Source organism: Lysinibacillus sp. DFXJR4 (assembly GCF_057196045.1).
Map to the genome: position 1 here is coordinate 1 of NZ_JBXUNW010000019.1, position 24,824 is coordinate 24,824.

At 36.0% G+C, this 24,824-nt stretch carries 25 protein-coding genes and 1 other annotated feature; of the genes, 12 read left to right on the forward strand and 13 right to left on the reverse strand.

Features of this window, described 5'->3' with window-relative positions; all coding sequences use genetic code 11:
- Window positions 1–214: 214 nt before the first annotated feature.
- The 5 genes from AC2CGN_RS22330 to AC2CGN_RS22350 all read right to left on the reverse strand — a co-directional run bounded on the left by AC2CGN_RS22330 (window position 215) and on the right by AC2CGN_RS22350 (window position 5,027).
- Window positions 215–895 carry a cyclase family protein gene (locus AC2CGN_RS22330; RefSeq protein WP_484516317.1) on the reverse strand — a complete coding sequence of 227 codons (681 nt, stop codon included), beginning with the start codon at window positions 893–895 and terminating at the stop codon, window positions 215–217.
- Complete coding sequence (locus AC2CGN_RS22335; RefSeq protein WP_484516319.1) at window positions 896–1,960, reverse strand: zinc-dependent alcohol dehydrogenase; 1,065 nt, start codon at window positions 1,958–1,960, stop codon at window positions 896–898. It abuts the gene before it with no gap.
- Between the two features lie 40 nt (window positions 1,961–2,000).
- Entirely contained in the window at window positions 2,001–2,864 is an 864-nt protein-coding gene (locus AC2CGN_RS22340) for a 3-hydroxyacyl-CoA dehydrogenase NAD-binding domain-containing protein (RefSeq protein ID WP_429986601.1), read from the reverse strand.
- A 15-nt stretch (window positions 2,865–2,879) separates the two neighbouring features.
- Window positions 2,880–3,512: a carboxymuconolactone decarboxylase family protein gene (locus tag AC2CGN_RS22345; RefSeq protein WP_484516321.1), complete on the reverse strand. Its 633-nt coding sequence runs from the start codon at window positions 3,510–3,512 to the stop codon at window positions 2,880–2,882.
- Window positions 3,513–3,695: 183 nt separating this feature from the next.
- Entirely contained in the window at window positions 3,696–5,027 is a 1,332-nt protein-coding gene (locus AC2CGN_RS22350; protein ID WP_286924485.1) for a short-chain fatty acid transporter, read from the reverse strand.
- Between the two features lie 110 nt (window positions 5,028–5,137).
- Here AC2CGN_RS22350 and AC2CGN_RS22355 point away from each other — a divergent pair, with 110 nt between their 5' ends.
- A complete protein-coding gene (locus tag AC2CGN_RS22355; protein WP_429983832.1) occupies window positions 5,138–5,464 on the forward strand; it encodes a DUF3870 domain-containing protein in 327 nt (108 codons plus the stop codon).
- A gap of 35 nt (window positions 5,465–5,499) precedes the next feature.
- Here AC2CGN_RS22355 and AC2CGN_RS22360 read toward each other — a convergent pair whose 3' ends face one another.
- The 5 genes from AC2CGN_RS22360 to AC2CGN_RS22380 all read right to left on the reverse strand — a co-directional run bounded on the left by AC2CGN_RS22360 (window position 5,500) and on the right by AC2CGN_RS22380 (window position 9,782).
- Entirely contained in the window at window positions 5,500–6,693 is a 1,194-nt protein-coding gene (locus AC2CGN_RS22360) for a thiolase family protein (protein ID WP_484516324.1), read from the reverse strand.
- A gap of 11 nt (window positions 6,694–6,704) precedes the next feature.
- Window positions 6,705–7,340, reverse strand: coding sequence for a 3-oxoacid CoA-transferase subunit B (locus AC2CGN_RS22365; RefSeq protein WP_484516326.1), 636 nt, complete (start codon window positions 7,338–7,340; stop codon window positions 6,705–6,707).
- Window positions 7,333–8,019, reverse strand: a complete 687-nt coding sequence (locus AC2CGN_RS22370) for a CoA transferase subunit A (protein WP_484516328.1) — start codon at window positions 8,017–8,019, stop codon at window positions 7,333–7,335. The genes AC2CGN_RS22365 and AC2CGN_RS22370 overlap by 8 nt, the downstream gene beginning before the upstream one ends.
- Before the next feature lie 13 nt (window positions 8,020–8,032).
- Window positions 8,033–8,749, reverse strand: coding sequence for a carboxymuconolactone decarboxylase family protein (locus AC2CGN_RS22375; RefSeq protein WP_429983830.1), 717 nt, complete (start codon window positions 8,747–8,749; stop codon window positions 8,033–8,035).
- A 199-nt stretch (window positions 8,750–8,948) separates the two neighbouring features.
- On the reverse strand, window positions 8,949–9,782 hold the full coding sequence (locus tag AC2CGN_RS22380; protein WP_429986599.1) for an alpha/beta fold hydrolase: 834 nt from the start codon (window positions 9,780–9,782) through the stop codon (window positions 8,949–8,951).
- 210 nt (window positions 9,783–9,992) lie between these two features.
- On the opposite strand from AC2CGN_RS22380, the gene AC2CGN_RS22385 reads away from it, so the two are divergent.
- The 4 genes from AC2CGN_RS22385 (at window position 9,993) to AC2CGN_RS22400 (ending at window position 13,240) form a co-directional block, all read left to right on the forward strand.
- Window positions 9,993–10,571: a dienelactone hydrolase family protein gene (locus tag AC2CGN_RS22385; RefSeq protein WP_484516331.1), complete on the forward strand. Its 579-nt coding sequence runs from the start codon at window positions 9,993–9,995 to the stop codon at window positions 10,569–10,571.
- Window positions 10,572–10,584: 13 nt separating this feature from the next.
- Window positions 10,585–11,541 carry a LytTR family transcriptional regulator DNA-binding domain-containing protein gene (locus tag AC2CGN_RS22390; RefSeq protein WP_429983827.1) on the forward strand — a complete coding sequence of 319 codons (957 nt, stop codon included), beginning with the start codon at window positions 10,585–10,587 and terminating at the stop codon, window positions 11,539–11,541.
- A 146-nt stretch (window positions 11,542–11,687) separates the two neighbouring features.
- Window positions 11,688–12,536 (forward strand): ABC transporter ATP-binding protein, encoded by an 849-nt coding sequence (locus AC2CGN_RS22395; protein ID WP_484516333.1) that lies wholly within the window; start codon window positions 11,688–11,690, stop codon window positions 12,534–12,536.
- Window positions 12,533–13,240 carry an ABC transporter permease gene (locus AC2CGN_RS22400; protein WP_484516335.1) on the forward strand — a complete coding sequence of 236 codons (708 nt, stop codon included), beginning with the start codon at window positions 12,533–12,535 and terminating at the stop codon, window positions 13,238–13,240. The genes AC2CGN_RS22395 and AC2CGN_RS22400 overlap by 4 nt, the downstream gene beginning before the upstream one ends.
- 14 nt (window positions 13,241–13,254) lie before the next feature.
- On the opposite strand, the gene ldmS is transcribed toward AC2CGN_RS22400, so the two are convergent.
- Window positions 13,255–14,409: an L-aspartate--L-methionine ligase LdmS gene (ldmS, locus tag AC2CGN_RS22405; RefSeq protein WP_484516337.1), complete on the reverse strand. Its 1,155-nt coding sequence runs from the start codon at window positions 14,407–14,409 to the stop codon at window positions 13,255–13,257.
- 106 nt (window positions 14,410–14,515) lie between these two features.
- The gene (locus tag AC2CGN_RS22410; RefSeq protein WP_484516339.1) at window positions 14,516–15,106 is read right to left on the reverse strand and encodes a GNAT family N-acetyltransferase; all 591 of its coding nucleotides are present in this window, start codon (window positions 15,104–15,106) and stop codon (window positions 14,516–14,518) included.
- Between the two features lie 95 nt (window positions 15,107–15,201).
- Between AC2CGN_RS22410 and pdxR the strand changes: the two genes are divergently transcribed.
- The 4 genes from pdxR to AC2CGN_RS22430 all read left to right on the forward strand — a co-directional run bounded on the left by pdxR (window position 15,202) and on the right by AC2CGN_RS22430 (window position 19,839).
- Complete coding sequence (gene pdxR / locus AC2CGN_RS22415; protein WP_484516341.1) at window positions 15,202–16,560, forward strand: MocR-like pyridoxine biosynthesis transcription factor PdxR; 1,359 nt, start codon at window positions 15,202–15,204, stop codon at window positions 16,558–16,560.
- Window positions 16,561–16,722: 162 nt separating this feature from the next.
- On the forward strand, window positions 16,723–17,241 hold the full coding sequence (locus AC2CGN_RS22420) for a DUF3221 domain-containing protein (protein ID WP_484516343.1): 519 nt from the start codon (window positions 16,723–16,725) through the stop codon (window positions 17,239–17,241).
- A 474-nt stretch (window positions 17,242–17,715) separates the two neighbouring features.
- The gene (locus tag AC2CGN_RS22425) at window positions 17,716–18,519 is read left to right on the forward strand and encodes an EcsC family protein (protein ID WP_484516345.1); all 804 of its coding nucleotides are present in this window, start codon (window positions 17,716–17,718) and stop codon (window positions 18,517–18,519) included.
- A gap of 54 nt (window positions 18,520–18,573) precedes the next feature.
- A complete protein-coding gene (locus tag AC2CGN_RS22430) occupies window positions 18,574–19,839 on the forward strand; it encodes a hypothetical protein (protein WP_484516347.1) in 1,266 nt (421 codons plus the stop codon).
- 47 nt (window positions 19,840–19,886) lie between these two features.
- Here the strand turns inward: AC2CGN_RS22430 and AC2CGN_RS22435 are convergent, their stop codons facing one another.
- Window positions 19,887–20,855 carry a quinone oxidoreductase family protein gene (locus AC2CGN_RS22435; protein WP_484516349.1) on the reverse strand — a complete coding sequence of 323 codons (969 nt, stop codon included), beginning with the start codon at window positions 20,853–20,855 and terminating at the stop codon, window positions 19,887–19,889.
- 75 nt (window positions 20,856–20,930) lie between these two features.
- On the opposite strand from AC2CGN_RS22435, the gene AC2CGN_RS22440 reads away from it, so the two are divergent.
- The 3 genes from AC2CGN_RS22440 to AC2CGN_RS22450 all read left to right on the forward strand — a co-directional run bounded on the left by AC2CGN_RS22440 (window position 20,931) and on the right by AC2CGN_RS22450 (window position 24,805).
- Entirely contained in the window at window positions 20,931–22,568 is a 1,638-nt protein-coding gene (locus AC2CGN_RS22440; protein ID WP_484516351.1) for an ABC transporter substrate-binding protein, read from the forward strand.
- On the forward strand, window positions 22,565–22,972 hold the full coding sequence (locus tag AC2CGN_RS22445) for a hypothetical protein (protein ID WP_484516353.1): 408 nt from the start codon (window positions 22,565–22,567) through the stop codon (window positions 22,970–22,972). The genes AC2CGN_RS22440 and AC2CGN_RS22445 overlap by 4 nt, the downstream gene beginning before the upstream one ends.
- A 255-nt stretch (window positions 22,973–23,227) precedes the next feature.
- Window positions 23,228–23,493: a binding site (T-box leader), on the forward strand.
- A 67-nt stretch (window positions 23,494–23,560) separates the two neighbouring features.
- On the forward strand, window positions 23,561–24,805 hold the full coding sequence (locus tag AC2CGN_RS22450; RefSeq protein WP_484516355.1) for an MFS transporter: 1,245 nt from the start codon (window positions 23,561–23,563) through the stop codon (window positions 24,803–24,805).
- The last annotated feature ends 19 nt before the right edge of the window (window positions 24,806–24,824 follow it).

Consider the following 24,824-nt stretch of genomic DNA (forward strand, 5'->3'; position numbering starts at 1 on the left):
GAAAGCAAAGCGACAGCTACAAAGCACTCAGTCGGAACGGAGATCAACCCCTCGTTTTGAAAAAGGGCTATACTTTTAATTTGTTACCTTGATTTCATTGACATAATAGTATTTCAACAACATGAAAATAGTATGCTAATAATCAGCATACTACTTTGAACTTTTTATTTATCTTTTGAAATGGTTTATAAATCACTAAACATTGCAATGCTAATTATTTAAGAAAGGCAACAGCTCTAACTGGTGAGGCTGTTGCATTTTTTAATTTCAGTGGTAATGCCATAAAAGTAAAATGTTCATGTAAAGGTAGATGTTCAAGATTTACTAGGTTTTCTACTATATATATAGGTGCACTTAACAGCTTTAAATGTACCTCACGTTTCATATTGTCATGTACATCAATATTGGCTAAATCTAGACCAATACATTTTACCTGCTTCTCCAACAACCAATCACCAGCACAGGTTGCGAATGCATGCTCTGCAAAAAAATCTCCCTCTCCCCATTTTTCAGTTCGAGTACGCACAATAACAATATCACCAGGATTCACAGAAACCCCCTGTGTCTCTTCTGCATGTTTCAACAACTCTGCTGTTACTGGCTCATATGGTTTTTTAATAGGAGATACATCTAATAGGACTGCTTCACCGAATGTCTTAGTTAAGTCCATTTCAGCAGTCGATTCACCGTTTCTAATAAAGTGGATTGGTGCATCAATATGTGTTCCACTATGGTCTGACATACGTAAAAAGCGTGATTCAAAGCCCTCACATGGTTCAATATAACGGTGACCAGAGTTTTCAAAGGTAGATTCCTCTTGAATAGCAATTGGTGGGTGAGATGTGTATGAAACTAAGCCGTCATAAATTTCTAAAGTTAAATCAACAATCTTCATCTATATCTCCTCCTTAAACTCAATAACGACCTTGCCACTTACTTTATTTAACGCACTTTCAAAGCCCTGTATACTGTCTTTAAATGGTACTGCACAATCGACCAATTGTTGGAAAGGGAAGTTCGGATTTGCTGCCATCTGCAATACAGCTTTGTAATTCTCCTGTGTAATGCCATAGCTTCCTTTAATCATAATCTCACCACGTACAATTTGATCCATGGGCACAGAAAACTCAACTGAATTAATACCTACAAGTACAAGTTGCCCACCTCGCTTGAGTAAACGGATTGCCTCAGTAGGGACAGTTGGGTGACCTGAACAATCAATAATCGCATCGTAACCAGAAAACATATCATCAACTAATTCATTTGAAGAGGTGAATGTTGCTTGTACGCCTATATTTTTCGCTAATTGTAGGCGACTTTGATCCTCTAGTATGCCTAGCATATGAACTTCTTTATTTCCAGACCCCACTAATATAGCTGCTACACCTAATCCTATCGGTCCTGGTCCAACTACCAGTATGGATTTCTTCTCAAATTCAGGAATCTTTAGCACTGCGGTATAACTTACTGCTAATGCTTCTGAGATTGCCGCCACCTGATCGGATACTGCATCATCTATAACAATAATGTTACGGCTATCTACTACCATATATTCTGCCATACCGCCATCTTCACGGAATCCGTAGCGCAATGCCTCGGAGGGTGTTTTTACAAATTTATAGTCATTAAAATCACAACAATTCGTGTCACCGTTCCTACAAAAATCACAAATACCACAGCTTTTATAAGGATTAACAACTACTCTTTTATTTAAGAAAGAAGGATGAACATCATCACCTAGTTTCATAACCACCCCTGTGACTTCATGTCCTAATACTAATGGATAATTGACCCAGTCATATCCACCATGGCCATCATACATATGAAGATCACTACCGCATATTCCAACTGCATTTACCTTTAATAAACACTCATTGTGCTTTAATTCAGGGACTTTATATGTTTTAAATTGAACATCTTTTTTCTCTGATGTACATTTTACTAATGCTTGATATTCCATACTTTCAGGTCAACTCCTATTCAACTTTTGACAGCTACTGCTATTGAATTAGCTTTATTATATCCCTCAATGTCTTTTCCTTTTTTGCTAAGTACTGTTGTTTATCAATGGATGACCAATTATAAAAGCCTTGCTCTGTTTTCATACCTAATTGCTTTGCATTGATTTTATCTTGATGGATTGTTAAAGGCTCTGTCCCATTCTCCAACGTTGGGTAAACGTAATTGACAATAGCATAATGTGTATCTAATCCGTTAATGTCTCGTTGTTCGAGTGGTCCTGTGTCTGCTAGACGAACACCTATGCTCATTTTAGCGATAAAATCTAACTCCTGCGCAGAAACGATTCCCCTCTCAACTAATGACATTGCCTCACGTGCAAGTGCACTTTGTAAACGGTTTGCTACAAAACCTTCAATTTCTCGTTTTAGTAGTACAGGTTTTTTCTTAGTATCTTGTAAAAACAGCATTATATCGTTTGCTACTTCCTTTGCTGTATAAGGACTAGGAATGACCTCTACTAAAGGTGTGATATCAGCTGGCGAAAAAAAATGTGTTCCTATCAAGCGCTCTTTATGCACCATTTTTTCTGCAACGTCACTAATAAGATAACTCGATGTATTGGTACAAAACGTTATATCTTTTGAAAAGAATGAATCTAATTGTTCAAATAAAGTTTGTTTGACCTGTAAATTTTCTATAATGGCTTCTATGACATAATTTAAGCCATCTATTTTTTCAAGTTGATGCAGAAAAGTAATATTTTGAAATTCAGGCTGTTTCTTTAACTGTTGTAATCTTTCTACATCTGGCTCATATAGGAATACGCTTACATTATTTTGTTCTAAATATTTTGCAACTGCAGAGCCCATAAAGCCCCCACCAATGATTAGAACTCGTTTCATGGTTAAATCCCCTTTTTAAGCTTTTCTATCGGTATCATTCCAAATGGCTTTTAAACCAACTGCATAAATACATAGTGCTTTGATCTCGTCAAACATAGCAGCATTTGCTCCAAGTGCTGAGGCATTTGATTTATGGATTGAAATCCCCTTGTCATATGCATCACAAACATTAATGGCATATAAGAATAATTCCTTTAGCAAACGTGATACTGCCCCATCACGTAGAGAAGTCGTACGAAGATTGCTATACTTCAACAATATATCCGGTGCATATTCAATTAAATATTGAATCCAGTTCGGCACAACCTCGAATTCTGTTTGATAGTAGTTAATACATTCCTGCTGTGAAGAAAATGTAGCTACTTCATCTATACTTACTAGATGGATTTTGCTTTCCTCTGAAAGACTAACTGCATATGCAATTGCCTCTATACCAGACAACCATGTTGGAATACCTCTTGAAATAATTGCTGATGCAATAAGCTCCGCAATTTCAACAACGCTATTGCCTGCTTCAACTGCTAACTCTACACAATGCATCATTTCCTTTTCTTCACGTCTAGCCGCAAATAACCCAACCATTAGTAATGCTTTATTCTTTTTTGTTAAAGCCCCTTCTACTAAGAGGGCTTGATATATGATAGACATTCATACTCCTCCTTGTTTGGAGAGCCTTCAAATCATTTCGCCTTGGCATAATTGTAGCTGCCGCTTTGCTTTCGCTTCAGAAAACATTTGTTGCTGTCGCTTCGCTTACGCGTATAAAACATCTTTCGCTATGCTTTCGATACAAATAACATTTGCTAAATGAAGATAAAGGCTCTCTGTCTACTAAAATAAGTATGACCAAGCTAAAGTAGCAATAATATAGATAACCCCAACAAAGAACATAATCATAACAAGGAAGCCCATAATATCTTTTAGCTTTAAACGTGAAAGTGCTAATGCTGGTAATATCCAGAACGGCTGTACTAGATCGTTCCAAGCATTCCCTAACATAACAGACATGGATGTCTCTGCTAAAGATGTTCCTAATTCTTTTGCTGCATCAATCATGAATGGTCCTTGAACTGCCCAGTGTCCACCTGCAGATGGTGCAAAGAAATTTATAAAGAAGGAACTAATTAAGCCCCAAAACGGTAATGTTTGTTCATTTGATAAATCAACAAATACCTTGGCAATTGTATCTACTAAACCAGAAGCAGCCATAATAGCCATGATACCTGCATAGAATGGGAATTGAAGTACAATCCCTGAAATTGTTTTAATACCATCTGCTAAATGCTCAGCATATTTTGCAGGTGTACCTAGTAAAATAATTCCCACGAATAAAATAATGAAGTTTAATATATTTAAATTTAGCGAACTGCCATTTGTAAAATAAATAACAATGTAAATTAGTCCAAGAATACCTATTGCATATGCTAAAATACGGCTATTATTTAATTTATTAGCCAGTGTATTCTCTTCTAATAGATTTAACTTTGCCTTAGGCTGATCCGCATATAATGCAGGGTCAATTTCAATCACATTACTTGGATCTTTAGGATGTAACATCGCATTAAATAAAGGTAATGTAATTAAAAGGACGATTGTAGTTAAAATCATTGGTACACTGAAAATTGTCTCAGAAAGTGTAACTAGGCCCATTGAATCCTCTAAAAAATGCCCAGGTGTTGAAATGAGGATTGGGATAGAAGCTGATAAACCTAATCCATAAAAAGTAAAGCCAGAGTATGCTGCAGCAATAATTAATGGATAATGAACTCCCTTAACTTGTAATGCTAATTTTTTCGCAATAATCCCACCAATTACTAAACCAAAACCCCAGTTTAAATAACTACCAATACCGCCTACAAGTGTTGCCACTATAATTGCAGTCTTAGGTGTATGAACCATACTGGCAATTTTATTTAAAAATTTATCAGTGATAGGAGCTGTAGCTAGTACATAACCCATAGCAAGAATAACGGCCATTTGTGTTGTGAATGCTAGTAAATCCCAAAATCCGCCACCCCAGGCTGTCGTTAAATCTACAAAGCTAATATCCTCAACAACTAATGCTAAAACAAATGTTACTAATGTTAACCCAATTGCAAATACAAAAGGATCTGGCAAATATTTCTTCATAATATTTGTGAAAAAATTCGTTAACTTTTCCATACTATTCTCCCCCTTGTTGTGTATGACTAAGTAATTTTTGGGAAGTGGCTCTTCCACGATAAAAAATGGTAAACTATAATCACAATCTATCCATTTTGGAGGTCATTTCCTTGCAAAAACTTACTAGTATTTTAGTGACTGCTTATGCAAAAGCTCCCCAAGGCACATCCATGTATGAAATGTACAAGCATGCTGGCATTGTGTTAGAAATTGATAAAGAAACTCATCATATTATTAATGCAGAATTTACATTTATCACTGGACTTGCCCAAGATTTCTTTAAACGTATGTTGATTGGCTTTGATCTTACAGCCAATATTGACGAGTTAATTGCTCGTGTAGATGACCACTATTATGCTCCATCAAGCGGTTCTGTTGTAGTGGCACTAAAATCTGCACAAAAGCGATACCTAGAAAAAATTCAAAAGGATTACTAAATATCTAGCACCGAGTCAAAATACTCGGTGTTTATTTATAGCTGGCAATTTTCAACGATAGTTGTTATACCTAGACCCCCAGCTATACATAAAGTGACTAGCCCATATCGCTTACCTGTTCGTTCTAGCTCATGAATGAGCTTTGTCATTAGAATAGCACCTGTTGCACCAATTGGGTGTCCCATTGCAATAGCCCCTCCATTGGGGTTAACACGATTGATATCTAATCCAAGCTCTCTGATTACTGCGATTGATTGGGCAGCAAAGGCTTCATTTAATTCAATGACATCTATATCCTGTATCGTTAAGTTCGCTTGCTTTAAAGCTTTGATTGTTGATGGTACTGGACCAATTCCCATGATTGTAGGGTCTACGCCAGCAGATGCTTGGGCAAGAATTTTTACTTTTGGTCGATATCCTAGCTCTAATGCTTTTTCTTTGGACATTAGTAACAATGCAGACGCACCATCATTCCGTCCACTACTATTTCCAGCAGTAACAGATCCACCTTTACGGAAAACAGGTTTTAGTGTACTCAACTTCCCTTCACTTGATAAAAATGGATGCTCATCTTTGTTAAAAATCTCAACTGTTTTTCTCTTTTTCACTTCATACGGAACAATTTGTTCAATAAAATACCCTTCTTGCTGAGCATTAGCTGTTCGCTCCTGACTTCGATGAGCAAAGGTATCCTGTTCATTACGAGTAATAGCATATTTCTCGGCTAAATTTTCTGCTGTTTCGCCCATTGTAGTAATACCATATACTTCAAAGGGCTGAGACCCTGGCTGACTTTCTGTATTCGGATCTAGAATCGAAGCATTTCCTACACCATATCCATAGCGAGCATTACGCAAATAATATGGCGCCGTACTCATTGATTCTGTCCCTCCAGCAATAATGATGTCGCTGTAGCCAAGAGCAATCTGTTGGGCAGCATTATTAATGGACTGTAACCCAGATCCACATTGACGATGTACTGTATACCCTGGTACAGAGATTGGTAAATCTGCTCTTAATGAAGCCACACGTGCCACATTCGATTGATCCGCACTTTGCTTGGCTTGTCCCAAAATTACCTCATCTATAATGGCTGAATCTAATTTTGTTCGTTCTAGTAGACCACGAATCACTTTTTCAGCAAGTTGATCTGCTGTTTCATTGACTAATGAACCACCTAATTTACCAATAGCTGTACGAACGCCATCTATAATAACAACTTCTCTCATGTTTCCTCCCCCTATTTCAAAGCATTCACAAAACTTGCTTCTGTACTTTTTTGCACTTGTTCTAATGTAACTTCTGGCATTAATTCGACTAAATGTAATTGCCCTTTAACAGACCTAAAGACAGCTAGCTCAGTAATTATCGTATCTACGCTTCTTGTTGATGTGATAGGGAATGTGCAATTCTTTAAGATTTTACTTTTCCCATCCTTTGAAGTATGAGACATCGTGACAATGACCTTTTTAGCTCCGATTAATAAATCCATTGCACCACCAACACCGATAATATTTTTCCCCGGGACTGCCCAGTTAGCGATACGTGCCTGTTCATCTACCTGAAGCACTCCTAATATCGCGACATCAACATGACCTCCACGGATCATGCCAAATGATTCTGCACTATTAAAAAAGGAAGAGCCAATTGCCTCTCCAACTGGCATTTTTCCTGCATTCACAATATTGGGATCAACATCCTCCTCATCGACCCCTACTACGCCAAGCATCCCATTTTCTGTATGGAAGAAGACATTGTTATTGTCAACGTACTTAGCCACCAATGTAGGAATACCAATTCCTAGATTTATAATTTGTCCATCCTGCACCTCTTCTGCTGCTCTTTTTGCTATTTGCTCTTGAATTGGGTTAATCATTTTCTACTACACCCTCCCTCGTTAAAATCTTTTTCGCTAAAATAATGCGATCTACAAATAAATGTGGAGTTATAATTTCATCGCTATTTAATTCACCAGGCTCTACTAATTCATCCACTTCAACAATTACAGTGCTAGCTGCCGTCGCCATTAAAGGATTAAAGTTTCGTGCAGTTTTGTAGTATACTAGGTTTCCTAACTTATCTCCCTTATGAGCACGAATAATAGCTACATCAGCCTTCAGTGCTTTTTCAAACACATATTCCTCACCGTCAATCATTTTTGTTTCTTTGCCCTTTGCTAAGTCAGTCCCTACGGAAGTTTTGGTATAGTAACCACCAATCCCGGCACCACCAGCTCGGATTGATTCAGCTAAAGTGCCTTGAGGTAGTAAATCAATTTCAATTTCACCTCGTTGGAATGCCTCACCGACATCACGATTCCCAGTAAAATAAGAGCCAATAGCCTTTTTAACCTTCTTTTGCTCTAATAATTTACCTAGACCCTTTCCTTTTTCTCCTAGATTATTGCTAATAATAGTTAAATTGTTTACATCCAGTTCCACAAGAGCATCAATTAACGTTAGGGGACCACCCACTAGACCAAATCCACCAACCATAATTGTTTGCCCACTCTTTACGCATGTTAATGCTTGCTCTACAGAATCATAAATTTTCATTGTACTCACTCCGTTATTTTTGAATAAGGGCATCACTCATCTCAAACCAAGAAGGTATGCCCGCTGTCAGTAGGCAAATATAGCCTAGCTCTGCTAATTCAGCTTCCACTACACCTACATCCCTCGATTTTTTAGCCCAATCATCTGTTTCTTTATTTTGTAGTGTAGTTGTATATATCCCTGTCATTAGGATGAATTTCATTTGAGTTGATACCACATTACCGTTAAGAAGTTCTTGCTTTAAAGCGTTTTCATCATTTGCTGTCAAGAAAGACAGTAATTTTTCAAAATATGCTTCACTTTTCTCTGTTGAAGCGAATGTACTGTAGTAACGTACAATATCAATGGCTGATGCTTCATGAGAAATCTTGTCTGCATCCATATTTGTTAGCTCTAAGGCATATTCAAATGATTGCAAGCCAAGCTGTAATGCTCTTTCTCCACCATAGTTAAAGGCTACAAGTAAATACTCAATTAGCTCTTCTAATGTAGCTCCACCATCTACTGCCCCCTTTGTGTGATACACCATGCTACGTGCATAATATCTTGCGGCATTTATACCAACTAACAGAATATCCTTCTCTTTCACTGAAAGAGCCCCTGGTGCCATCGCTGCACCTCTAAGCGCAGTATAATGATCAAGCATTGCTGGATTATAATCGTGCATTTTTTGTACCCATCCTGGTACAGCACCATAAACTTTTTTAAAATACGCTAAGCCTGTTGTCATCTAGCAACTCTCCTTTTAAGGTTGAATAAAAAAAGGCCACACTTACCTAAAGCACGGACTTACCCGCACATTTAGAAAAAGTGTAGCCAACAGTCAAGCAGGGAAAATAGAAAAAGGTCATTTTTCTATAGCTGCTCGATAGGCATTTATTTTAGTTATTTAATTATTTACACAAAATTTAAAAATCTGCAATAGTTTTTTATAAATTCTCTAAAAAACATTGAATAACTGGATTAACATCTTTTCTTTCTTCAAAGACTAATGTGTAATGATTGCTGCTAGATGTGTATTTCCAAATATTTTTAGCATTTTTCAATGTTTCAGTATAGGATTCTGCTAAAAATAATGCCGGCATAGTGCCAATTTCACCTGTAGAATGTATTAAAAGAACTGGGCATACTATATTTTTGAAAACTTCCTCTGGTTTATAGGCATAAAAACTTTGAAAATCTTGACGTATTTTCTCTTCATCAGATTTATTTTCCCAATGACCATCTTTTTCTGCAATCTCATAACGACCTACATTTTCTAAATGATCAGTCCACACAACACCAAGTCGACCATAGATTTCTTTAATTTCTTGAATATAGGCATTGGCATTTTCATAATGCTTACTAATACGACCAAGTGAAGGTTCAACAATTTTACGCTGATGATCCGTACAGGTTGCTGCCCCATCAAGTAAAACTACCCCTTTGACATCGGTACGTTTACTAGCAACATTCGCCATGATAAATGCTCCCATTGAATAGCCCATTAGAATGGGTTGCTTAATGTTCAATGCGTCCATTAAAGCCAAAATATCCTGTGTATGTAACTCTATTCCTGTATTTATCCCAGCAGGAGCACTTTTGCCACGCCCCTTTAAATCAACGGATATAAAACGATATTCGCCTTTTAATAGCTCTGCATAATAATGCATTTGCATGTGATTACCAGTGAGGCCATGTACTGCAATAATTGTACCTTTCTCTCCTGGGTAGTCAGCAAAATGTAACTCGCTACCATTCACATTTATTGCTTGATATTTCATTCCACTCATCCTCCTTGTAAAAGATAAAGCTAGTTTTACCACCCAAAATAAAAAAAGTCAAAAAATTTTTTATTTTTTCAGAGCTTGTATTTTTAATTATCATCCTCAAATAATTTTTCTACAATAATAAATACATACCTAGAATTTTCTAAAATATACACTATAATTTCTTTTTGGTACACTATTATAAAAAGTCAAAACGAGGTCAAAATGAAGCGAAAAGTATTTATTCTACATGAAATATATGGCATTAATAGTTTTATAAAAATGCAAGCTAACACATATGAAAATTCTAACACTAAGGTTGAGTGTATTTCTTTATATCCAGAAAATAAAATATTTACCTATGAACAAGAACAAGAGGCATATATGCATTTCATCAATAATGTTGGGTTTGATGCCCCACTTAAACTACTTACTCACAAATTGCTAGAAGCGAAGAAGCAATATGATGAGGTTATGTTAGTAGGATATAGTGTCGGAGCAACATTAGCATGGAGGCTATCCTCTCTCCCAATACATAGAGTTGTTTGTGTATATGGTTCACGTATTCGTCAATATCTTGATGTCATTCCTGCTTGTCCAACACTCGTTATTTTTCCTAGTACTGAGATCGGCTTTAATATACACGAATTAAAGGAAGCCCTTGATCAATTTTCAACAGTTGAAACGAAGCAATTTATTGGTCTACACGGTTTTATGGACTGTCATAATCCGAACTATTGTCATGAAAGCTATTTGCAAGCGCATTTCGATATCATCCAATTTTTAGAAAACAAACAATATTAAGGGGGGCAACAAAATGAAGCAAAATGAGGAGATAATTATTGACCCTTATATTGAAGGAGGCAATGTCATTTATCCAAGTTTCCGGTTTTCCCTACAATCAGAAAGTATTATAGGTATTTATACAGATGTTTCTAAAATACATACTTTAATGAATTGGTTTATGAAACACAATGAAGCTTTTACACATTTTCGTGAATGTGCTTTGTATGAGCGACTTACAGTTCGAGAATACATCCGATTTTACATAAAGCTTTTTAATGCTCCTTCTGAAAAAACAGAGGATTTATTAGGGTTGTTTGCTTTAGTGGAGCAAAAAAACAAAAGAATTGACAAACTTTCTAATGGAGAAAAGCAGCGTTTAAAGCTTATTCATACATATCTCCATCCAGCACGAATACAAGTGTTAGAAGAGCCATTTCAAAATCTTGATGAATTTTCTAAGCAAAATGTTCGGCAATTATTGGAAGTTCTTCAAAAACAGCAGAAAAAAATTATTTTGCTATCAAATAACATGGAAAATTTAATTATTTCGAGTACAGAAATATATAGATTAGATACGAATGGATTACATGCATTAGATGTAAAAGATGATGAATCTGAAACGATTGTTCCTTCAATTGAAAATACACCCATTCGACTTGATAAAATTCCAACAAAAAAGAATGATAAGATCATTTTATTTAATCCTCCAGAAATTGATTACATAGAAAGTGTTGAAGGGTCTGTTTCTGTATATGTTGCAGGTGAAGCCTATCCATGTACATTATCCTTAAATGAACTTGAACGGAAACTGACACCATTCGGCTTCTTCAGAAGTCATCGTTCATATATTGTCAATTTACAAAAGGTGCGTGAAATCATTACATGGACACGTAATAGCTACAGTCTTTCCCTTCACAGCACTGAAAAAACAGTAGTACCATTGTCGAAAAATAAACTAGCAGATTTAAAGGAAATACTCGGAATTTAGGAGATTTCCCAGGAAATAAACGACTCCTGTCAGATGAAGTATCTCTCCACTAAAGATCATTTTTCTGCCTTTCACCTTTAATTTACTGTTGTGTTTTTGATTGTTGTTTATAGTTTAGATATCAACAACACACAGGAGGTTAACACATGAACGCAGTGATTGAAGTTCAACATTTAAAAAAGATCTTTCAAAAGGAAACAGCTTTACAGGATGTTTCCTTTAAAATTCAAAAAGGGGAAATATTTGGATTCTTAGGACCGAGTGGCTCTGGAAAAACAACCACTATTAAAATACTAACTGCACAAACAGACAAAACAGATGGGGATGTATTATTATTTGGTCGTCCAGCAAAAGAAATGAAAAAAAGCCAAAATCGTAAACGCTTTGGCATTTTAACAGATAATAGCGGTTTGTATACTAGATTATCAATCGAGGAAAACTTACTTCTATATAGTGATTTATACCAATTATCTAAAACAGCTGTAAAAGAGGCTTTGGATTTTGTTAACTTATATACTGAGCGTAAAAAGAAGGTTAGTCAGCTTTCTAAAGGCATGATTCAACGAGTAACACTTGCACGAGCAATCATGCATAAACCCGATTTATTATTTTTAGATGAACCAACTTCCGCACTCGACCCTGTTAATACACAGCATATTTATAATGGTTTACGTAAATTAAATGAAATGGGAACTACCATCTTTTTAACAACTCATGATATGAGTGAAGCAGAAATACTTTGTGATCGTGTAGCCTTCTTACACAAAGGAAAAATTCGGGCAATGGGCTCACCTAAAGAATTGAAAAAGAAATTTGGCGATGAATCTATCACAGTCGAATTAAAAAATGGTGAGATTGCCGTTATTCAAAATGGCTCAGAAGATGCATCAAAATTGTATGAATGGATGCAATCTAACGAAGTTTCTCGTATTTATACAAACGAACCTACACTGGGTGATATTTTTATGCAAATAACAGGGAGTGATTTAGTATGAACATTTCAATGACACGTATTCAGGCTATTTTTATGAAGGATTATAAGGAGTTTTCACGGAACTATGCAGTATCTCTTATGATATTTGTACCATTTGTTTTAGCATTTTTTTATAACAAAACTGGAATCTCTTCTATCAGCGAGTATTTTCTACCAATTAATATAAGCTTTTCTATGGTGACTGCCTATGTACAATGCTGTTTAATTGCTGAGGAGAAAGAAAAAAATACGCTTCGTAATTTAATGCTTTCTCCTGCTTCACTTGGAGATATTTTAATTGGTAAAAGCTTGTTTGTCTTTATTATGACAATGATAGTAGTGGGAATCACTATTTTTCTTGTGGGCTATAATCCTGCCAACATATTCATCATAGCTATTGCTTTAATGCTTTCATCTGTGTTCTATATTGCACTTGGAACATTGTGTGGATTATTTGCGAAGTCTATTATGGAAGGATCAATAATCATCCTACCTGTTATTCTAATTTTCCCATTAGGCTCTTATGCTTCACTATTATCAACAATTTACCCAGCTTTGAAATTTATGGAATGGTTACCAAGCTCCCAGTTGGTCCTATTAGCAGAGGCTTTAGAGGGAAGCTATTCAGCAACAGATGTGATCATCCCGATTGTTACAATCATTGTATGGTCAATTTTTGCTTGGATAATCACAGCATTTATCTATAAAAAAAGAATGGTCGACTAATGACCATTCTTTTTCTAATATAACAATTCACGTTCAAATGTTTCAATTTTCTCTAATGTATCAGCATACCAGATTCCCACAAATCTCGATTCAACAGACTCAGGAAAATAGTCCCCATCATAAAAGGATAATGGAAATAGGACTCCTTGTGCTATGAATTTTTTGATTGTTTGATAAAAGGATTCATTTTGTTGAGGACTTTGAGCTACATAGGAGGCAAATTTATTAATAGGCTTGCCCAATGCATCATGAAACATTAGCATAGAGGTTGAGCCATTCTGTCTGAAATTCAAATCTATTGCCTGAACGTCTCCAGCCTCGGTAACAATTAAATCAAAGCCTGCTACTCCTACAAAGCCTTCCGCTACTCCTCTTTCCATAATATGTCGTCCCACCTCGATAACCTTTTTCGGTACTTTATCAATGATGATATTTCCTTCATAGATACCATTATCATCCGTTATTTGCTGAGAGGCTCCCAAAAATTGAATACCTAGCTCTTCCGAATGTACAAACTGACAGCTATAGTTATCCTTTGTCTGTAATAGCTCCTCAATAATAACGCTCTCCGTACCAGTCATACGAAACTGTCGTAACCCATCTGTGAGCTCATTTTTGTTTTGGCAAATAATGACCCCATACCCTCCGGAAGTGGGAGAATCATCACCGGGCTTCAATACGACGGGTGGCTGCCAATTTTTAATAGCATCTGACAGTCTATACGTTTCCACATTTAAACGACTAGGAACAAATTTACTATCAATTAAATGATCAATATATGCTTTTGTATTTAGCTCATTAAATTTCTCTGCATCCATCCAATAACAATCCCGATTCATATGTTCCATATCATGAATATATTGGCAGACAATGGTTTTCCCCTCCTCACACCAAGCTTGAACTTGTGCAATATACTCTTCTTGTGTTTCATAACTATAAGGCTGTTCCACCCATGGTATCCCTGCCAATTCATGAAGCTCTTGTGCTTTTCCTGTTTGCGTAGCACGATGTACTAACACAGGTATATCTGCTATTGCCACTTCCCTAGATGTTAAGGCGTCTAGTTTATGTGGATCATCCATCATCCAGGGATTATCACTGTATGGCGTTCTTGGTGTATACACAGCATGATTACCGTAAATTTGCCTTAGTGTCAATTTTGGTTTCAAGTAGATTACCCTCTTTCAAGTTTTAGGTATTCTACCCTTCTACTTTATTTTCAACACTTTTTCAGATAAAAATAGATATATAGCGTAATTAAATACTATATTTTTCCTAATTAATAGGAGAATAAACCAATAATTTCTGTAAATGCGTTTTAATCTCTGGCCAATCCTCTTTTGTGATACTGTACATAACTGTATGGCGAATCGTACCGTCTTTACGAATCATATGATTACGTAAAACACCCTCTTTTATTGCTCCAATACGTTCAATTGCCTTTTGAGAACGGTAATTTTCATGGTCGGTTTTAATTTGTACACGTTGCAATTTTAAGATTTCAAAACAATATTGTAATAATAAATATTTACAATTTGTATTGATAGCGGTCCTCCAATAAGCTGGTATCAGCCATGTTGTGCCTATTTCGAGCCGTTTATGTTTATCATCTATATCCATAAATCTAGTTGAACCGATAATTTGTCCAGATACCTTATCTATAATGATGAATGGAAATTCTGTTTTCTTCTCTTTCGTCGCTAAGGCATGATCCACAAAGCCATTCACATCCTCTATATTTTCCATAGCAGTAGACATGTGCAGCCATATTTCTGGAAAATTGACAGCCTCTAAAATACCCTGTACATCCCCTTTATCCAGTGGTCTTAATAAGACTGTTTCATTTTCTAATGCAATAAAATTCATGAGGCTTCACTCCTTTTTTAACTATTAAACGGCAATTTTGATATGATAGATAGAACCAAAAGTAAAAAAACACACCATACCAGGCGAGGTGCATAATGGAACTTTCCATTTCATTTACTAAAGATACAGCAAAATATGTTCAAATTTATGAAGAAATCAAAGTAGCTATCATCAACAAAAAACTTTGTGCCCAGGATAAGCTTCCTTCCAAACGAGCTCTTGCTAAAACATTGAATGTTAGTATCCATACGGTACAGGAGGCCTATGAACAATTACTAGCTGAAGGCTACATCTATAGTAAGGAACGCTTAGGCTATTTTATAGCTCCCTTTGAATTTGAATGGAATCAGCATTTACAGGATCACTCCTCCTCAGCATCAACAGCAAACTCTCATACGATCAAATATGACTTTCACAACGGGCATGTGGATAAAACTGCTTTCCCTATTGCAAGCTGGCATAAGTTGTTGAAAAAACACTTGAATATGGAAAATTTAACAATTAGTCCGTGGCAAGGTGAATGGACATTGCGAGAAGAGATTGCACGCTATGTGGCACGTTCAAGAGGTGTGCAATGTGAGGCATCACAGGTGTTTGTTTATAGTGGTACGCAAAATCAGCTTCAAGCATTATGCCATTTCTTTGGCTCAAAATCACATGTGGGCATAGAGGACCCTGGCTTTAAACGGGTATGTTCAACAGTACAGCAATGTGGATTGTTCACCCACGCTATTCCTGTTGATCAATCAGGTATTACAATCCCGAATGAATCTCTAAACTTGTTATACACTACGCCTGCACATCAGTTCCCACTTGGAATGGTCATGCCTATTGAGCGCCGCGCTGCTATTTTGCAATGGGCTACATCTAAAGAGGCCTTTATTATTGAGGATGATTATGATTCGGAATTTCGCTTTAAGGGGCTTCCCATTCCCTCATTAGCGAAAATGGATCAGCTTCAGCGTGTAATTTATTTTGGCACGTTTTCTAAAACGCTAATCCCATCTCTGCGTATAAGTTATATGATCTTACCTCATTCATTAGTAAATGATTACCAGCTTTTTCATCAAGATCAAAAATCGGTTGTGTCAAAAATCGATCAGCTTGCTTTAGCCGAGTTTATTGCACAGGGTTTATTTGATAAGCATTTAGCTAAAATGCGTACGATTTATCGTAAAAAGCAACAGGTATTACTTGCAGCTATACATACCCATTTTTCAGAAGAGTTCAAGGTGATTGGTGAAAAGTCAGGGCTTCATATTGTTGTGAGATTACCATCAAGGCTTTCCGAGCAAAATGCCATACAGCTAGCCATGCAAGTTGGAATTGCTGTCTATCCGTGCTCAACCTCTTATCAACAAGATTCTCAAGATGCAATGGTCATCATAGGCTATGGTGGGTTAACACTTGAACAGATTCAAGAAGGTATCGCTTTACTTGCGTCTATCTGGTAAGCGATTCAATAGTTCATGAAGCGTTATGTTTTATAGAAATTGCTTATTTATTGAACTAGACAATCTTTAAAATATTATTATATCCAATGAAAGTATTAGAAAATGACCTTTTATCTAAATTCCAATTTAATACAACTTTGCTAAAATAAAAGAGGTGTCTGTATGAAAAAATACTTTGTATTGATAATACTACTTGTCGTAAGCGGATGCTCCAATCCAACAACAACAATCGAGGATTACTCCTCTTCTTCCATTTCTGGCTATGTAACAGCTTTACAAGAAGGAAAGTTTTTAGTAGTGAGTGAATCCCCAAAATCTAAGGATGGACACAACAATGAAATCTTTGATGCCATTTGGTTTTCATCAGAGGAAAGTGAAGATGTTGAAATCGGGGATTATTTGCATGTTTGGAGTGGTGCTTCCTTTTTATCGTACCCAGGACAAGCTACTGCCACAAAGTTTGTTATAGAAGAGCAAGAAAGACAAAGAACAAATTTAACAAAAAAAGAAGTTATTCAAAAAGCTATTATTGAGCTTGACAAACTTACTGAAGAACATTATTTCTTCCCAATTTTAACAAAAATACAGTATGAAAAACAAAAAGATAGTTGGAATATTAGCTTTGAAAATATTAATCTAAATAAGCCTTATCTAACTATACATATTAAAGATTCTAAGTAGAATAAGTAAAATCAAGCTTGGGAAAAGCGTCAAAAGGATTTATGATTTTAGGAAAAACTAGGACATATTCCATTTAAAATTTTAGACAAGATAACTTCTTCTTTTCTTCTATTATAAGATAACCACGCGTGTTTATTATCTAATTTCTACCAATAATGCTAAAAAAGAGAGATTCTCATGTATACTGTTAGTTAGGACACAAAGCATTGAATCTTTTTTTCGTTGGATTAAGCAAAACTACAACACGTCAAACGTAAAGCTAGTTAAAATTTCACTAAACTATCGAAACCTTTTACCGAATTTCCTCGTATTGTAAATAAAGAAGACTTCATTCAGTAAAGATTTTCCTCATCTCTACTGAATGGTAGTTAAACAAATCGAGCTATCACTGGCAGTTCATCTCTTAATTTTTGAAGTGGTGGTCATACTGTCCGTTTTATGCAGGATAATGCATAACAAAGGGGAATCAACAAAATGGATAATCAAGAGCAATTAGAAAAGCTTTTGCAAGAAATTCAAGCTTGGGAAAAGGATCAAAAGGATTTATGGTTTTGGGAGAAACTTGGACGTATTCCATTTAAAATTTTAGACAAGATGACTCCTTCTTTTCTTCAAAATAAGATAGCCTTACTTGTCGATGAATTAGGGAGCTATGTTCAATCTGGCGGTAAATATTTAATTAATGAACAGGCCATGATGCAAAAAATCCGTAGCACTTCTTCGTTTCAGCATATTTTTGATATTTCCGATATTGGACAAATGCCTTTAGAGGATATGATTGCTCTTAGTGACAAGCTACAGGAAGAACGTGTGAAATTAGCAACTGTGCAAGGTGCTTCTACTGGCTTTGGCGGTATCTTTACATTGGCCATTGATATCCCATTTATTTTAGGAATGGCTTTAAAAACCTTACAAGAAATCGCCATTATTCATGGCTATGATCCAAATGATAAAATGGAGCGTATTTTTATTGTGAAATGCCTACAATTTACTTCTGCTGATATCGTGGGCAAGGAGGCTATATTAAAGGAGCTTTCTTCTATGCATGATACAAATCATGCATCAGAAAACATGGTTTCACAGCTTCAGGGCTGGCAGGAAGTATTCTTTACGTATCGAGATCAGCTAGGCTGGAAGAAGCTATTTCAGATGATTCCTATTGCGGGAATGATTTTCGGTGCCTATGCTAATAAGGGGATGATGCAAGATGTATCTGAAACAGGAATTATGCTCTATCGAAAACGAAGAATCGTTGAAAAACTTAATATGTTGAATTAATAGATGATATGAAAAAGATTTTTTACCTTCAAATTACTATCGAGGAGTGAAATCATGACAACAAAATTGACATCAGATGAAGCTATCCGATTTTTTAATGAGCATTTCCCTGAGGGCTGTTCCTATAATGAAAATTATTCACAAGTAGCCGCCATTCGTTCTGGAAGTAATGGTCAAGAAGTTAATCTTCGCTTTCAGCGTTTGGGCAATCAATTACAGTTTTTAGCAAGTTTATACGATAAGGCCCCTTCCATAAAGGAACAGGTGAAAATAGCCATTTTAGCTACCTTAACTGCTATGGAAGAATTACAGAATGCCTCCGGTGAATCACTTTTATTTAGCAATGCTACTTTAGGAGGCTCTCCATCTGGTGGTATTGTGTTAGCAGGCTTAGTAATAGCTTACGAGCATGTTTACAATGATTTGGATACTATCGACCAAAACCGTCTACTGCATGCAACAGAATCTTTGGCCAATCAAATTGCCTCTTGGATGGATAGCACAGCAAATCCAAGTTTCAATGCTTTAGAGGACACTGTTGATTGCTGGAGAAATCAAAAATTTGCCAATTTCGCCGTCAATGGCCCTATTTTGCATGTTGGGGGTCTTGGTTTATATTTAGATGTTTTGTCAAGTCATGCTTCCGCTACCGATTACCCAAAATATGACGTTTTATATAAATATGGAACATACGTGATGGACAGGTGGTCTACCTTGGACCCCTCAGACACAATGGCCTCTGTAGCTATAGGTGGCTTAGTAACTATAAATTCAGGTCGCAAGTTTTTCCCTTCATCAGGATATAATGCCTATGTTGGTATGGGCTTAGCTTGGTTAGCTCATGGGATTGCTTATACTGGCTCTACGGGAGTCATACCCGATTGTCGCTTAATCAATGATTCACAAAAAATAAATAATTTTTATAGAAATACTTTTGATTCTCAGCCTGACATGAAGGCTTATGAAATAAGTGAGCCAGCAGATTTTACAGGTGAGCAATTAAAAGAGGAAACCATTCTTGCAGTTGTAGAGCAAGGGTACACTAGAACAGAGATTGATCAATTGCGCTCTGCTCATCTTGATAGCTCTACCGGTTATTTATATACCCTCTCTTGGAATGGCGATGCGGCTTTTCTAATAGCATTGGACAAGGCTGTTAGAACTACAGGCGAAACTGTTTTTTTAGCAAATGAGGCCAATGACGGCTCATCCGTAATTGTCGCGTATGCACGCGTAGGCGAGGCTGCTGAACATAGGGCTATGGCTGGATTTGCCGGTATGCTTCAACGTGGCATCTTGACCGTCACTGATGGAAAATAAAAACAATCAGCCCTCTGTACAATCATCCTACAGAGGGCTGACATATTTTATATTTTTATTAAAATCTTTCCTTGATGCTGACGACTTTCCATTAACTTATGCGCTTCTTGCATATCCTCTAATGCAAAAACTTTAGCAACTGGTACTTGGAAGCTCTCATTCTTTAATATAGTAAAAATATTTTGGGCAACCTGCTGCAATAACTCAGGCTTAAGCTTTCGGGTAGTTCCTAGACTAAAGCCCTTGATATTCCGGCAGCTATTATGTAAATCTGAGGTCATGACTTGCCCAGCTCTACCACCGCTATTCCCAAATTGCACAAGGGTACCATATGGAGCTAAACAGCTTAAGCTTTCTTCCGTTATATGGCCCGCAATGGAATCAAAAATGATATTTACACCTAGTCCATCTGTATAGTCATTGACTTGCTCGCTAAAATTCTTATAGGTTAACACCTGATGTGCACCAAGCTTATAAACAATACTTGCTTTATCCATTTTACTAACCGTCCCAATAATCTTTCTTGCCCCTAGATTTTTGGCCATTTGAATAAGCATTGTCCCTACTCCACCAGAAGCTGCATGAATTAAAACAGCATCACTTTTTTGAATTGGCGCAATTTGATGTGTCAACAGATAGGATAAAAATAAAACTGTTGGAGCTGCGGCTGCCTTCTCCACTGGCACACCATTAGGGATACGAAATACTAGCTGCTCCTTTGCCACTACAAATTCCGCATAGGCTCCATTTTTCGGAAACGCAATAACAAGATCTCCTTTTTTAAACATACTACTCTCATCAAAAACCTTTTCAACTACCCCTGCTACATCTAAGCCTAAAATCATTGGGAAATTTGCTTTAGCCTTATTCCCTGTTCTGTTTTTAATATCAGCGAAATTTACACTTGTGTAGGTTGTACGTATTAATACCTCCCCAGAACTTATACTAGGTATTGGGCATTCTACATATTGCAAAACATCAGCAGAGCCAAACTCATTCAAAATCACAGCCTTCATAAATGTCCCCTCCTTGTTATGGTAACATTATAAAAGAGAATATTTTTTATAAAAAGAGACAAAAGGAGATAGTAAATGTCCACCTTTCTTTCAAAAAATAAAACACTTTTCTATTTACTTTCACTTTATTGCCATCAAAAAGGTAGCACTTTCAATCAACAGCAATTAGCAGCTTTACTACATATTAGTACGAAGCAATTAAATCGTTATCTTAAATTATTTCAGCAACACAATTGGCTAACTTATCAAGCAGGAAATGGACGCGGACACTTATCCAAAATTCAATGGCACCAGGATATTGAAAAAATGATTGTAGATGCTATGAAACCTCATATTTCAGTAATGACGATGATGGATTGGGAAGAGTTATTTGCATTTCCCCATTTAACAGATTCTCTAGCTATAAGCTTAAAGCAACTATATCAACAAAATATTACAAATAACATCCTATATAATGAACGATTGATAGTGCCAATCTATCACCCTATTTATAATCTTCAACCCAATCAAGTGAATGATGCTTATAGTGCCGCACTTTTATCCAATATTACAAATCGTCTGGTCGAAGCAGATACTAATGGTGCTATTATTCCGTCTCTTGCTCATCACTGGAAAATGAATGATCAAAAATTGCGTCTTTATCTGCGAAAAAATGTTACTTTCCACAATGGTGATTTACTAACAGCAAAAGACGTCGCATGGTGTTTATGCCAATTACTTCACCTTCCTCTATGGAAGCCTATTCAAGAAATCACAATCGTGGATACGTGGACAATAGATATTATTCTTTCGGAATCTTGCACATACGTGCTAGACTTACTGACCGATATTCAATCAAGTATTTATAAAATTGAAGATAATGTCGTTTACGGAACAGGTTCATTTGCAATTTCTACATATACAGACGATCAAATTATATTAAAAGCTTATGATAATTATTTTGGTATGAAGGCTTTATTGCAAACAGTGGAATTAAACTTACTACCCAAAACCTTAAATTCATTTTTTCAAACAAATTTCTCTACTTCTATTCATCATAAAAAGATGAATATCCAAAATGGGATTTGTGCCATTATATTAAATAAAAACACAGAGGTTTGTTCAACTAAAGCTCAAAGACAGCACTTAAAAAACATCATACATAAGCATTTATTTACATTGCTTCAAAAGGATTCATCCTTAAAAAATCATTTAAGCTATTTTAGTAGTAGTATTCCAACACTATGTAGAAATGAAAATTTAAAAATTGCTGTTTCTAAAAGAAAGAGCAAATTGAACCAACTATTAGTTTCATCTTTTAAACGATATGGTTTTCAACCACAAGTGGATACATTAACACTATCTCAATATATTAAATATAGTCTACAACAGCTTAATCATGATGTATTTGTGTATACGAATGTTGTATCTATTCCAACAGCCTTTCATAAATTACAGGCTATGTTCAGCCCAGACTCTCCTATTTATAAAGTCTGCAAAGATGATTTATATTTTAGCAATATACTTAACCAATTCAAATGTGCTTCAAAAACTGAATGGCCATTACTGTATGATGCTCTAAACAACTATTTAATGGAAGAAGCAATTTTGATACCATTATTTACAAATATTGATGAAATACCTTTTGCTCATGATATTTTAGAATTAAACTTTAATTACTTAGGGTATATTGATTTTTCAACCATTTGGTATGATAAGGAGGAATCTTTATGAAAGTTAAACAAAGAAAAACTCAATACAATAATATCCCATACAATTTTTTTGATAATACGAGTAACAAAGTTTGCTTTATGTTCTCTGGCACGGGCTATACCTATGACAGGCCGCTTCTTTATTACTCTACTCAATTAATGCTAGAGCTGGGCTATGATGTTGTACAGGTGTGCTATACATTTGAGCAACAGCAGTTTGAACAGGATCCAAAAGCTATATCAGATATGGTTTATCAAAAAGCAAACACTATCCTAGAATATATTTTACGCACAAAACCTTATGAGGAAGCTGTATACATAGGCAAGTCACTTGGAACATTACCGATTATTGATTTTTATATGCAGCAGTGTCCAGCTATATTTTCCCGCCCGCTATGTTATTCTCACCCCACTGCTGTCATTTGAGCATATTGGACAAAGCCTTATAGACAAAAATACATTTCTAGCAATTGGAACGGCTGATCCTCATTATTCGAAGGAAATAGTCGAGCAACTTTCTTCCCATCATCTTTCTATTATCGAAAGTGCGGATCATTCTCTTGAAATAACAAATAACATCGTAGAATCCATAATTATATGTCAGACATTATTAGCAGAGCTAAAAAAATACCTAAAGAAAACTAGTGCTTTACCAAAATTATAGATTTATGCTACAATATGCAAAATACAATGAAGAGAAGAGTAAATAAGGCTGTTCTTCCCAGAGAACTCGGGATGCTGAAAACGAGTAAGAACGAATTATTGAAACAAGTCTCGGAGTAGCGCATTGGATTTCTGCATAGAATGATGGTGCGACGGGAGCTCCCGTTACAGAGGAACAGTATAAGCATAAGTCGTTATGCCGTACTGAAAAGGCTATTATGGTGACATAATGGCGAACTAGGGTGGCACCACGTGAATATAAATTCCACAATCTCGTCCCTAAGACAAATCGTCTTGGGGGTGGGATTTTTTTATTTTGCAAATTATGACTTTGCTTAAGGAGGAATTTATATGAAAAAATCTTTAGAGACATGGCGCTATCCTGTCATTCTATTGTGTAGTATTGGTATCTCTAGTATTGGTGAATGGATCTATTTTATCGCCTTAAATCTCATTGTTTTAAAGCTTACAGAATCAGCTCTTGCTGTCTCTGGCTTGTATATTGTCAGAGCATGCTCATCCTTGCTCACAAATTTTTGGTCAGGAAGCCTAATCGACCGTTATAATAAGAAAAATTTAATGATTATTTTAAACCTTTTTCAATCTATACTAATCGTTTTACTCCCTTTCTTTTCTAGCTTAGTATCGATTTATGCCTTAGTGTTTATCATTACAGCTGCTAGCTCTATGTATCATCCAACTTCTATGACTTATATCACTAAATTGATACCTATTGCACAACGGAAACGTTTTAATTCATTGCGTAGCCTTCTCGATTCTGGTGCATTTCTAACTGGGCCTGCTATTGCTGGTTTGCTTTTTACACTTGGGACACCCAATATGGCAATATACTTAAATGCAATTGCTTTATCTCTATCAGCCTGTATAACCTTTAAAATGCCAAATGTTGAAGCCCATGAAAAATTTGATGGTGATACAGAAAAAGCATCGCTTTATCGTGTATTACTGCATGATTGGCAAATGGTCATACGCTTTAGCTTTAAAAATCGCTACGTAATGATGATCTATATGTTGTTTAGTGCTACCGTCGTCTTAATGACAGCAACGGATTCTTTAGAGGCAGCTTTTGCAACACAAGTACTAGCTTTATCAGAGGGGCAATATGGAATGTTAGTCAGTCTCGCAGGAGTAGGTGTTTTAATTGGCTCTTTAACCAATTCAGCTTTTGTTGAAAAAATTCCTACTGCATGGCTGATCGGTATGGGGGCTCTTATAACAGCATTAGGCTATTTAGTGTTTACTTCATCCTTTACTTTTCTTATTGCAGCTTTGGGATGCTTTCTATTGTCATTTGCAACGGCTTTTGCGAATACAGGGTTTTATACATTTTATCAAAATAACATTCCTTCTAAGATCATGGGCCGAATTGGAAGTATTTATGGATTCTTTGAAGCTCTTTTTATTATTATATTTACTGCTATATTTGGTTTAGTTGCTGAATGGATGACAATCCGTGTAGTTGTCGTTAGTGCTTCCTATATGATGTTGTTTATCGCCGTTATACTACTATTGTTAACGATACAACGTTCAAAAAGAAGCTACTATCAAGGTATTGTGAGTAGTAGGAAACAGTAATTCAAAAAGGAAGTAGATA